Here is an 11,707-nt window from a genome sequence, read left to right on the forward strand (position 1 = left end):
ACAAAGTCTTGACTGACTCTCTTCCTCCTTTTCGGTTGCTTTTCCATTTATAATTATAGTAGTATGAACTTAGCATAAGGCGTTCGTGCGGACACCGGCAAGGGAGGAGACGGGATGGGCAAGCAGGAATGGTATTTGGAATATGAAATTCATGTCAACCGCCCGGGGTTGCTCGGCGACGTTGCTTCGCTGCTCGGTATGTTGTCCATTAACATCGTGACGATCAACGGTGTCCGGGATTCGCGCCGCGGCATGTTGCTTTTGTGCGACAATAACGAGCAAATTGAACGGTTGGCGACGATCTTGCGGACGATGGACAACATTACGGTGACGAAGCTGCGCCAGCCGAAGCTGCTCGACCGCCTCGCCGTCCGCCACGGCCGTTATATCCAGCGCGATGCCGATGACAAAAAAACGTTCCGCTTCGTCCGTGATGAACTTGGACTGCTTGTCGATTTTATGGCGGAACTTTTTAAAGAAAAAGGGCATAAGCTCATCGGCATCCGCGGGATGCCGCGCGTCGGCAAGACAGAGTCGATCGTCGCCGCCAGCGTGTGCGCCAACAAACGATGGCTGTTTGTTTCATCGACGCTGATTAAACAGACGGTTCGCACGCAGTTGATGGAAGATGAGTATAGCGAGGACAACATTTTCATTATCGACGGCATCGTCTCAACGCGCCGCGGGAACGAGCAGCACTGGCAGCTCATCCGTGAGCTCATGCGCCTTGAGGCGACGAAAGTCGTCGAGCATCCGGACATGTTTGTTCGCCATACGGAATACACGCTCGATGATTTTGATTATATTATTGAGCTGCGCCATGAACCGGACGAAGATATTTCCTACGAAGCGATTGACCGCCCGTCATTGTTGGGCGATGACGGATTTTCCGAATTTGGGTTTTAATTTAAAAAAGTGGAAGGTGTTGGCCGTTGACGGAACTAGGAAAACGTTTGCGGGAAGCACGGGAAGAAAAAAATATGAGTTTGGACGAGTTGCAGGAGATGACGAAAATTCAAAAGCGGTATTTGATCGGCATCGAAGAAGGCAACTATGCCATCATGCCTGGAAATTTTTATGTGCGTGCCTTCATCCGGCAATATGCTGAAGCGGTCGGACTTGATCCGGATGAGCTGTTTGAACAGTATAAACAGGACATTCCCCAGTCTTATCAAGATGACATTCCGCAGACGCTGTCGCGCGTGAAGACGCGCCAGCAACTGTCTGCCGAGGGGGCGAAATGGCTCGATTGGCTGCCGAAAGTGATTGTCGCGGCGGTCGTCATCGGGGCGGCTGTCCTCGTTTGGGTGCTGCTCCAGCACGGCGCCGCAAATGAGCCGCCGACAAAGACAAGCCCAAAAACAGCGGAGGTCGAAAAGCCGAAACATTCGCCGCTTGAGCAGGCGAAACAAAAGCAGTCGGCGAAGGAAACGGACGAGAAGGCAACGAATGAAAACGGACAGCAAAATGAACAGCCAGCGCCGACTGGCGAAGAAGAACAGCCGGCTGCGGCGATGAATGTGACGGAAAAGCGCGGCAACACGGCGACGATTGAAGTCGCCAGCTCCGGCGCGTTTTCCATCGAGCTTTCATCCAAAGGAACGTCATGGGTCGAAGTATACAATACGAAAGGCCATACGTTTTACCGCGGCAACTTGACAAGCGGGCAGACGAAAACGTTCGATCTGTCGGCCGAAAGCGAAGTATGGGTGAAAATCGGGCGTACGCTGGACGTCGACATGAAGGTAAACGGCCAGCCGTTTGCCTATCCGTTTGCCCCGAAAGAGGAAGTATACCAAAAGCTGCATTTCGTGTTGAAGAAATGATGGAACAGGGCGCTTTTCCGCAGGAAGGCGCCTGCTTTTCGCACGGACTGAACTATGTTGAATGAGCGGAGGTATTTGTGGTGAACTTGCCGAATAAAATTACGGTAGCGCGCATTATGCTCATCCCGTTTTTCTTGATCGTGATGCTCGTTCCGTTCGGGTGGGGAAGCATCCAAATCGGCGGGACAGAGCTTCCGGTTGCCCATCTTGCCGGCGCGCTCATTTTCATCATCGCCTCAGCGACGGACTGGATCGATGGCTACTATGCCCGCAAATACGGGTTGGTGACGAATTTAGGAAAATTTTTAGATCCGCTTGCCGATAAATTGCTTGTGTCGGCGGCGCTTATCGTGCTTGTCGAGCTCGGGGCCGTTCCGGCGTGGATGGTGATTGTCATCATCAGCCGCGAGTTTGCCGTCACCGGCTTGCGGCTCGTGCTTGCCGGCGAGGGGGAAGTCGTCGCTGCCAACATGCTTGGCAAAATCAAGACATGGACGCAAATTGTCGCCATTTCCGCTTTATTGTTACATAACTTCCCATTCTCGCTCATTTCGTTTCCGTTCGCTGAATTGGCGCTGTGGGTGGCGGTCATTTTCACGATTTGGTCTGGCTGGGATTATTTTGCGAAAAACAGACATGCGTTTTCCCATTCGAAATAGCCGGCCACAAAGGGGGAGAAAAGTCTGTTGAACGCGGAGATCATTGCCGTTGGCTCTGAGCTGTTGCTTGGGCAAATCGCCAATACGAACGCCCAGTTTTTGTCGCAGCAGCTGGCGATGCTTGGCATTAACGTCTATTTCCATACCGTCGTCGGCGACAACGCCGGCCGCCTTGAGCAGGCGGTGAAAACGGCGCAAACGAGAGCGAACCTCATCATTTTCACCGGCGGCCTCGGCCCGACGAAAGACGATTTGACGAAGGAGACGATCGCCCGTTTGCTTGGCCGCCGGCTCGTGATCGACGAGGAAGCGCTCCGAGCGATTGAGGTGTATTTTGCCCGCACAAACCGGCCGATGACAGAAAACAATAAAAAGCAGGCGCTCGTCTTGGAAGGATCGACGGTGCTGAAAAACGAGCACGGCATGGCGCCAGGGATGGCGCTTGTGGCAGACGGCATTACGTACATGCTGCTGCCCGGGCCGCCGAAAGAAATGCGGCCGATGTTCAAAAAATACGGAAACGCCTTTTTGCGCCGTACGTTTTCGCTTTCCGAGCGCATCGAGTCGCGCGTGCTCCGCTTTTTTGGCATCGGTGAATCAGCGCTCGAGACGGCGATTGCGGATTTGATCGACGCCCAGTCGAATCCGACGATCGCGCCGCTGGCCGGCGACGGTGAAGTGACGCTTCGTCTGACAGCGAAGCATCAGGATGAGGCGGAGGCGAAGCGGCTTCTTGACGAAGTGGAATCGGCCATTTTGGCGCGTGTCGGCCGCCACTGCTACGGATATAACGATGAAACGTTGTTTACAAAGACGCTCGAGCGGTTAAAAGAAAGAGGATGGACGATCGCGTCGGCCGAAAGTTTGACCGGCGGCCTTTTCCTCGAACAGCTCACCGCCCTCCCCGGCGCGTCGCAAGTCGTGCAGGGCGGTGTCGTCTGCTACACAAACGGCGTCAAAGAACAGGTGCTTGGCATACCGCGCCCGCTGCTTGAGGCAGAAGGGGCGGTGAGCGAGCCGTGCGCCCGTTTGCTTGCTGAAAACGTCCGCGCGATGTGCGATGCGGATATCGGCATCAGCTTCACCGGCGTCGCCGGACCCGATCCGCTTGAGGGCCACCCGCCCGGCACCGTGTATATCGGCATCGCCGTCCGCGGGCGCGATGCGACTGTCCACCGTCTGATGCTGTCCGGCACGCGTGATGCCATTCGCATCCGCACCGCCAAATACGGCTGTTTTTTTCTGCTTGAGATGCTCGCGGCCGACTGCTGATCGGCCGCCCCCTTCCTTGAACATTCTCCACCGCACATCGTTTTTTCCACCGCATGAGTATGGCGATTGTTGCTAGTTTCTCCACCGAAAAAACGAATGGACGTTCGTTTTTTGCTTGGCAATGGCCGCAAAACGCGGTATAGTATAAGTAGTCCTAGAATAAGGAGGAGTAGGTTAGTGAACCAAGATCGTCAAGCTGCATTGGAGCAGGCATTAAAACAAATTGAACGACAGTTTGGCAAGGGGGCCATCATGAAGCTCGGCGAGCAAGTCGACCGCAAAGTGTCGGTCGTGCCGAGCGGTTCGCTGGCGCTCGACATCGCGTTAGGAGTCGGCGGCTATCCGCGCGGGCGGATTGTGGAAATTTACGGCCCGGAATCGTCCGGGAAAACGACCGTTGCCCTTCACGCGATCGCTGAAGTGCAAAAGCGGGGCGGGCAAGCAGCTTTCATCGACGCAGAGCACGGTGCGACCTGTTGCTGACTGAAGTATGGCGGAAACGCCGTGCGAAAAGTCAGCGGGACTGAGCATGAGTAGGTCCTAACTGCATCACCGAGAGCTCGGTGAAAATCCGAGACGGGAATGAAGGTTGGCATTCCCGCCCTAATACCCCGACGTGTGGTCATGGTGCGCAACATGGCTGTACGAAGCTCGGAGAGGACGGCGAAAAGCAGACCTGAGAAGCGGTTAGCGAAGTAGCCGGGGGTCCATAAAGCTCCTATGGCTAGAGAACGCATAGCGTTGGAACGAACCACCGGAAGTACGGCTCGTAAGGCGTGGGGCGCCGAAAAAAGAAGGCGCTCACCTCCTAAGTGAGGTTCAGCCCTGGATGAGGTATTCGTGTTTGCCGAGTCTGGATTGATCCCGTAGAGGATCTTTGCCTTGAGCCCTCCAACCATGGGCAGAAAGGCGGCTGACGGGTCAGAGGTGGAGCCTAAGGGAGCATGCAAGGATAGGTGATGCGGTACAGGTGAACCACCCCAGCGGATGCCAAGGGATGCGCATCCCGATGCCGCTAAGCAGGAGGAAATGACTGCTGAAGGGGTGGGGCAGCAGCCCGTAGTAGTGATGAAGCAGGGTAACTCCTGCGGAGCGAAGGGGCATAGTCGAGTACCCTAGGTTACTAACCCAGACAATGATTAGGAAGCCGTGAGGAAATCCGTAAGGGTTTCGGTGAGCAAAACTGACTAAAAACGTGTATGGTACAAATCCGCTAGAAAGGATTTGATACTATCAACCAAACGTTTCAAGAACTAATCATTCCTAGGTCGGAGCAGGAATTCCGCGACCTACAAGACAAGATGTACGCCATTACAAAGGAATGTCTGGAAAAAGGTGATGTTCCAAGATTTAAGGGATTGGTCGAAATAGCAAGCAGCGATGTCGTGATCGTATCCGCCATTCACAAAATCAAATCAAACCAAGGAAATAGTACAGCGGGTACAGATGGGAAAACCATCAGCGACATACTAACGCTGAACTATGACGAAGCGATAAACTTCGTTAAAAGATGCTTTAAGAAATATACACCTAACCCGATCAGAAGGGTCCATATCCCAAAACCCGGGAAAAAGGAAAAGAGACCTTTAGGCATTCTGACGATCGCAGACCGAATAATCCAAGAATGTGTGAGGATGGTCATTGAACCAATTCTTGAAGCACAATTTTTTCAACACTCATATGGGTTCAGACCCTACCGAGACGCAAAACAAGCCATCGAAAGATGTGTATTTATATGTAACCGAATAGGGTACAATTGGGTGATAGAGGGAGATATAAAAGGTTTCTTCGATAACGTGAACCACACTATCCTGATCAAGCAGCTTTGGCACATGGGTATACGTGATAGACGAATGCTCATGATTATCAAAGCCATGCTGAAAGCAGGAGTTATAAAAGAAACCAAGATAAATGAAATGGGCACGCCACAAGGTGGAATTATCTCCCCACTATTAGCCAATGTGTATCTTCATAAACTCGACCAATGGATAACAAGAGAATGGGAAGAGAAGAAAATGCGAAATGGTACAACCATTCGCACGGCAAAATACAAGTCCCTCCGAGATCACTCAACAATAACCAAACCAGAGTTCTACGTAAGATACGCAGACGACTGGGTACTGTTCACCAATAGCAGGGGGAATGCCGAAAAATGGAAATATCGAATCAAGAAATATCTAAAAGAAAACCTTAAACTTGAACTATCCGATGACAAAACACTCATAACCAACATTAAGAAGAAACCAATGAAATTCCTAGGTTTCAAAATTAAAATGATACCACACGGTAAAGGTGGAAAATACATCGGATACGCGAGTGCAGACACGGAAAAAATTAAAGGGAAAGTTGAACAGATCAGGAAAGATCTGCGTAAACTAAAATTCGCCACGAATCAAGAATGGCTTATAACGGACATCAACCGAATTAACAGTAAAATTAGAGGTATCATTAATTATTACTCAAGTGCTCCTAGCGTCAACAGAGATGTAAGGCCATTTAAGGAAAAACTTAAATATGCGTCCTACAAAGCACTAAAGAGATATGGAGCGAAATGGATACCTGCTAATCAATGCTACAACTTAGCACCCCTGTACCCAGATAGAACAGAACAAGTGCCTGCAATCAAAATAAATGGAAGATGGCTTGGTATAATGAGTATTGGGTTCGCAATACAGAAAGTGCGTACACTAGTAAAGTCTAGAGCGGATTAGTAACCGGGGTACTCGATGGAACGCCGTGTGCGGGGAAACTCGCACGCACGGTGTGAAGCGGGGGAAAATAGCCCCTCCGGGTAATGCCGAGGGTGACTATTACCTATCGCTATCGCTCGACCCCATCTATGCACAAAAATTAGGGGTCAATATCGATGAATTGCTGCTTTCCCAGCCTGACACGGGCGAGCAGGCGCTCGAAATCGCGGAAGCGCTCGTGCGAAGCGGCGCGGTCGATATTATCGTCATCGACTCGGTGGCGGCGCTTGTGCCGAAAGCGGAAATTGAAGGGGAGATGGGCGACGCCCATGTCGGCTTGCAAGCGCGGCTTATGTCCCAGGCGCTTCGCAAGCTGTCTGGCGCCATTAACAAATCGAAAACGATCGCCATCTTCATCAACCAAATTCGCGAAAAAGTCGGCGTCATGTTTGGCAATCCGGAAACGACGCCGGGCGGGCGGGCGCTCAAGTTTTACGCTTCCGTCCGCCTAGAGGTGCGCCGCGCCGAGCAAATTAAGCAAGGCAATGATATGGTCGGCAACAAGACGAAAATTAAAGTCGTCAAAAACAAAGTTGCGCCGCCATTTAAAACGGCTGACGTCGACATTATGTACGGCGAAGGCATTTCCCGCGAAGGGGAAATTCTCGACATGGCGTCCGAATTGGACATCGTGCAAAAAAGCGGTTCGTGGTATTCGTACAAAGACGAGCGGCTTGGCCAAGGGCGGGAAAACGCGAAGCAATTTTTGAAGGAAAACCCGCACATCGCCGATGAGATCGCCCGCGCCATCCGCCAGCATTACGGCATCGACGTTGAAGAGGGAACGAGCGAACCGCAGCAAGACGGGTTCGGATTGCTTGAAGAATAACGGGACAAGGCGTCCTGGCAAGCTGCCGGGGCGCCTTTTTCCATCCGTTCGGCCTGCCAAGGAGAGCGATAAGCCTAAAAAAGGACGGCGTGCGGAACGGTCTTGTTCCGTTGTCATCCTCTAGGCGCGTCGGTGTAATATCTTGACAATTCCTATTGCCGCCTTTACAATGAACATGTATATTTGTCCATACGCGCGGCAGGGCCATACGCCCGCCCGCTGCGGCGGACCGCCTTCGTGCGGAAGGCTGCGCGGGTCGATTGTGATGCCAAGCGACTGAGCTAATGGATTGAAAACGGGAATGTCCATCTGCGCCGGTCATGGCGGTGAGAAGAGAGAGCGAAAGGAAACCGAACAGCAAGAGGAGGTGAAACGATGGGTTCGATCATCATCTCCGCTTTGCTTGCCTTAGTCATTGGTGCCGTTGTTGGCTTTTTTGTTCGCAAATCGATTGCCGAAGCGAAAATCGGCGGGGCGAAAGCCGCTGCCGAACAGCTGATTGAGGAGGCGAAACGCGAGGCGGACGCCTTGAAAAAAGAGGCGCTTCTCGAAGCGAAAGACGAGATTCATAAACTGCGTACGGAGGCGGAGCGTGATATCCGCGACCGGAGAAGCGAGCTCCAAAAACAAGAAAACCGCCTGATGCAAAAGGAGGAAAATCTCGACCGCAAAGATGAAGCGCTCAACAAACGTGAGGCGTTGCTTGAGGCAAAGGAAGAAGCGTTGAACGAAAGACAACAGCATATTGAACAAATGGAAAGCAAAGTGGAAGCGCTCGTCAAACAACAACAAGCCGAACTTGAACGCATTTCCGGCCTGACGCGCGACGATGCCCGCCAGCTCATTTTAGAGCGCGTCGAGAAAGAGCTGTCGCATGAGATTGCGATGATGATCAAAGAGGCGGAAACGCGGGCGAAAGAGGAGGCAGACAAACGGGCAAAGGCGATTTTGTCGCTTGCCATCCAACGTTGCGCCGCCGACCATGTCGCCGAAACGACTGTTTCCGTCGTCAATTTGCCAAACGACGAAATGAAAGGGCGGATCATCGGGCGCGAAGGGCGGAACATCCGCACGCTCGAGACGTTGACCGGCATCGATTTGATCATCGACGATACGCCGGAAGCGGTCATTTTGTCCGGATTTGACCCGATTCGCCGCGAGACGGCGCGCATCGCGCTCGATAAGCTTGTGCAAGATGGCCGCATCCATCCAGCGCGCATTGAGGAAATGGTCGAAAAGGCGCGCCGCGAAGTGGATGAGCATATCCGCGAAGTCGGCGAACAGACGACGTTTGAAGTCGGTGTTCACGGCTTGCATCCGGATTTGATCAAAATTTTAGGGCGGCTCAAGTTCCGAACGAGCTACGGACAAAACGTCTTAAAACACTCGGTGGAAGTGGCGTTTTTAGCCGGACTGATGGCGGCCGAGCTTGGGGAGGACGAAATGCTGGCGCGCCGGGCCGGCTTGCTTCATGACATTGGCAAAGCGATCGACCACGAAGTCGAAGGAAGCCATGTGGAAATCGGCGTTGAGCTGGCGACGAAGTATAAAGAACATCCGGTCGTCATCAACAGCATCGCTTCCCACCATGGCGATACGGAACCGACGTCGGTCATCGCTGTGCTCGTCGCGGCGGCCGATGCGCTGTCGGCGGCGCGGCCGGGAGCGCGCAGCGAAACGCTGGAAAACTATATCCGTCGTCTAGAGAAGCTTGAAGAAATCGCCGAATCGTACGAAGGCGTTGAAAAATCGTACGCCATTCAAGCTGGGCGTGAAGTGCGCATTATGGTCAAACCAGATATGATCGACGATTTGGAAGCGCACCGGCTGGCGCGTGACATCCGCAAACGAATCGAAGAAGAGCTCGATTACCCGGGCCATATTAAAGTGACGGTCATCCGCGAGACGCGGGCGGTCGAATACGCGAAATAAAGTGGCTATTGCCACTTTCTTTTTTTGTGCGTAAAATAGGAGGGTATAACGATGCGGAGATGGGCGCAAGGCGATATTTTTCGTTTAGAAAGGGATCAGGGATGAGAATTTTATTTATCGGCGACGTCGTCGGTTTGCCGGGGCAAAAAATGGTGGAGCACTATTTGCCAAGGCTGAAGGAAAAACATCGGCCGGACGTTGTTGTGATCAACGGCGAAAACGCCGCCGGCGGGAAAGGAATCACCGAACCGATTTACCGGGCGCTTCTCGCTTGGGGGGCTCATGTGATCACGTTGGGCAATCACGCATGGGACAAACGCGATATTTTTGAGTTTATCGATCAGGCGAAGGCATTGATTCGCCCGGCGAATTACCCGCCCGGCACGCCGGGAAAAGGCATCGTCTTTGTGCCGACCGAGCATGGCGAAGCGGCGGTCATCAATTTGCAAGGGCGGGCGTTTTTGCCGGCGATTGACTGCCCATTTCAAAAGGCGGACGAGCTGATCGCCGCCGCCTCCGCGCGCACGCCGGTCATCATCGTCGATTTCCATGCCGAGGCGACGAGTGAAAAACAGGCGATGGGCTGGTACTTAGACGGCCGCGTATCCGCGGTCATCGGCACGCATACACACGTCCAGACGGCCGATAACCGCATTTTGCCAAGAGGGACGGCGTACATTACCGACGTTGGCATGACCGGTCCATACGACGGCATTTTAGGCGTCGATCGAGAGGCGGTGCTGCGCAAATTTTTAACCGGGCTGCCAGTTCGTTTCGACGTCAAGGAAGGACGAAGCCAATTGAATGCCGTCTTTGTTGATGTAGACGAAAAAAGCGGACGGGCGTTTCGCATTGAACGGTTGATCATTAACGATGACCACCCTTATTTTGAATAGTCTATCTTTTAAAAATTTTTTAAAATGTCCTCCTCCCATGCAGGAATAGTTGTCGAAACAGTGAATATAGTTACAATGAAGACCTTTTACCGAAATCATTTTCCAAGGAAACGAGGGAGGAGCTAGGAATGGAAATATTAAAAGTTTCAGCAAAATCGAACCCGAACTCTGTAGCTGGTGCACTTGCCGGGGTGTTGCGCGAGCGCGGCGCAGCGGAAATTCAAGCGATCGGCGCAGGTGCATTGAACCAAGCCGTTAAAGCAGTAGCGATCGCACGAGGGTTTGTGGCACCGAGCGGCATGGACTTGATTTGCATTCCGGCGTTTACGGATATTATCATCGACGGAGAAGAGCGGACAGCGATCAAATTGATTGTCGAACCTCGTTAACTGGATGATCAGACAATGGCGGCTATAACCTGTTGGCGCCTTCGGCTGCGAAGGCAGGCAGGTTATTTTTGCTTTTTCAAGGGGGGAACGGAATGATCTTCGATGCACATTGCGATGTGTTGATGAAGTTATGGCAAGATCGGTCTCTGTCGTTTTACGACGGAGCTTCGCTTCACGTCACTCTTTCCGGGATGGCGGAAGCAGGGGTGAAAGTGCAATGCTTTGCCATCTACATACCGGAAACGGTGCCGGAGGAAGCCCGGTTCACTGTTGCGCTGGAGATGGTGGACATCTTCTTTGCCCGCATTATCGATGCGTTTCCGTCTGTGAAGTTCGTGCGGACGAGACGGGATATCGCCGCCCTTAAAAAAGAGGAAGTCGGCGCCATGTTGACGCTGGAAGGGTGCGACGCCATCGGCGTCAACCTTGTCAAGCTAAAGACGCTCCTCCGCCTCGGCGTCGCTTCCGTAGGGTTGACATGGAACTTCCCGAACGCTGTCGCTGACGGAGCGTGGGAGAAGCGCGGCGCCGGGCTGACGGCGTTTGGCCGGCAAGTCGTTGCACTTCTTAATGAAGCAAAACGATGGGTCGATGTGTCCCACTTATCGGAGAAAGCGTTTTGGGATGTCATCGAGATGGCTCGGTTCCCCATCGCTTCCCATTCCAACGTGCATCGTCTATGCCCACATCCACGCAACTTAACCGATGAGCAGATCAAAGCGTTGATCGAAAAAGACGGCATGATCGGCATTAATTTCGTTCCGTATTTTTTGACGGCGAAGAAAAACGAGGCGATGATCGCTGATGTGCTTCGCCATCTCGACCATATATGCGCGCTCGGGGGGGAAAACAACGTCGGGTTTGGCTCCGACTTCGATGGCATCACGGAGACGGTCGCCGGCCTTGGAACGGTAAGGGAATATGCGCGGCTTGTCAACGAGTTGTACAAGCATTACTCCACCGAGCAAGTATCCCGCTTTTTATTCGGCAACTTCTACGCCCATTTGCCGGAGTGACGAATATCACTGAGTATCGGCTCTGCGTATCCTAGAATAGAAGACAGGGCATTCGCGGCGCCGGCTGAAAAAGGCGTTCAAAATGGTAGTTTCCTTGTCAGAAAAGTGGTACAATAGTAGCGAAAGGCTGGAGTGAAT

10 protein-coding genes and 1 pseudogene are annotated in these 11,707 nt (G+C 52.7%); all 11 read left to right on the plus strand.

Translation table 11 applies throughout. From position 1 onward, the window contains the following. Positions 1-114 precede the first annotated feature (114 nt). Positions 115-906, plus strand: a complete 792-nt coding sequence (locus DI44_RS10005) for a DUF3388 domain-containing protein (RefSeq protein WP_011230791.1) — start codon at positions 115-117, stop codon at positions 904-906. Positions 907-932: 26 nt separating this feature from the next. Next, a complete protein-coding gene (locus tag DI44_RS10000) occupies positions 933-1,826 on the plus strand; it encodes a RodZ domain-containing protein (protein ID WP_011230792.1) in 894 nt (297 codons plus the stop codon). 80 nt (positions 1,827-1,906) lie between these two features. Continuing rightward, positions 1,907-2,485, plus strand: a complete 579-nt coding sequence (gene pgsA / locus DI44_RS09995; protein ID WP_011230793.1) for a CDP-diacylglycerol--glycerol-3-phosphate 3-phosphatidyltransferase — start codon at positions 1,907-1,909, stop codon at positions 2,483-2,485. Between the two features lie 27 nt (positions 2,486-2,512). Further along, positions 2,513-3,757: a competence/damage-inducible protein A gene (locus tag DI44_RS09990; protein ID WP_011230794.1), complete on the plus strand. Its 1,245-nt coding sequence runs from the start codon at positions 2,513-2,515 to the stop codon at positions 3,755-3,757. Positions 3,758-3,934: 177 nt separating this feature from the next. Further along, positions 3,935-4,222, plus strand: a pseudogene (locus DI44_RS09985) (DNA recombination/repair protein RecA); the annotation flags it as partial. Positions 4,223-5,058: 836 nt separating this feature from the next. Continuing rightward, complete coding sequence (gene ltrA / locus DI44_RS0117045; RefSeq protein WP_241766377.1) at positions 5,059-6,468, plus strand: group II intron reverse transcriptase/maturase; 1,410 nt, start codon at positions 5,059-5,061, stop codon at positions 6,466-6,468. A 52-nt stretch (positions 6,469-6,520) separates the two neighbouring features. Next, positions 6,521-7,336, plus strand: coding sequence for a recombinase RecA (recA, locus tag DI44_RS09980; RefSeq protein WP_021322290.1), 816 nt, complete (start codon positions 6,521-6,523; stop codon positions 7,334-7,336). 375 nt (positions 7,337-7,711) lie between these two features. Continuing rightward, entirely contained in the window at positions 7,712-9,268 is a 1,557-nt protein-coding gene (rny, locus tag DI44_RS09975; RefSeq protein ID WP_011230797.1) for a ribonuclease Y, read from the plus strand. Between the two features lie 101 nt (positions 9,269-9,369). Then, complete coding sequence (locus DI44_RS09970) at positions 9,370-10,164, plus strand: TIGR00282 family metallophosphoesterase (RefSeq protein ID WP_011230798.1); 795 nt, start codon at positions 9,370-9,372, stop codon at positions 10,162-10,164. Positions 10,165-10,292: 128 nt separating this feature from the next. After that, positions 10,293-10,553 carry a stage V sporulation protein SpoVS gene (gene spoVS, locus DI44_RS09965; RefSeq protein ID WP_003251598.1) on the plus strand — a complete coding sequence of 87 codons (261 nt, stop codon included), beginning with the start codon at positions 10,293-10,295 and terminating at the stop codon, positions 10,551-10,553. Between the two features lie 92 nt (positions 10,554-10,645). Then, positions 10,646-11,569: a dipeptidase gene (locus tag DI44_RS09960; RefSeq protein WP_014195492.1), complete on the plus strand. Its 924-nt coding sequence runs from the start codon at positions 10,646-10,648 to the stop codon at positions 11,567-11,569. The last annotated feature ends 138 nt before the right edge of the window (positions 11,570-11,707 follow it).

The organism is Geobacillus sp. CAMR5420 (assembly GCF_000691465.1).
GTDB classification, from domain to species: Bacteria; Bacillota; Bacilli; order Bacillales; family Anoxybacillaceae; genus Geobacillus; species Geobacillus thermoleovorans.

What these genes read in the sequence shown, in the direction of transcription:
- DI44_RS10005 (WP_011230791.1), top strand. Translation starts at nt 115, where the DNA reads ATGGGCAAGCAGGAATGGTATTTGGAATATGAAATTCATGTCAACCGC.
- ltrA (WP_241766377.1), top strand. Translation starts at nt 5,059, where the DNA reads ATGTACGCCATTACAAAGGAATGTCTGGAAAAAGGTGATGTTCCAAGA.
- rny (WP_011230797.1), top strand. Translation starts at nt 7,712, where the DNA reads ATGGGTTCGATCATCATCTCCGCTTTGCTTGCCTTAGTCATTGGTGCC.
- DI44_RS09970 (WP_011230798.1), top strand. Translation starts at nt 9,370, where the DNA reads ATGAGAATTTTATTTATCGGCGACGTCGTCGGTTTGCCGGGGCAAAAA.
- spoVS (WP_003251598.1), top strand. Translation starts at nt 10,293, where the DNA reads ATGGAAATATTAAAAGTTTCAGCAAAATCGAACCCGAACTCTGTAGCT.
- DI44_RS09960 (WP_014195492.1), top strand. Translation starts at nt 10,646, where the DNA reads ATGATCTTCGATGCACATTGCGATGTGTTGATGAAGTTATGGCAAGAT.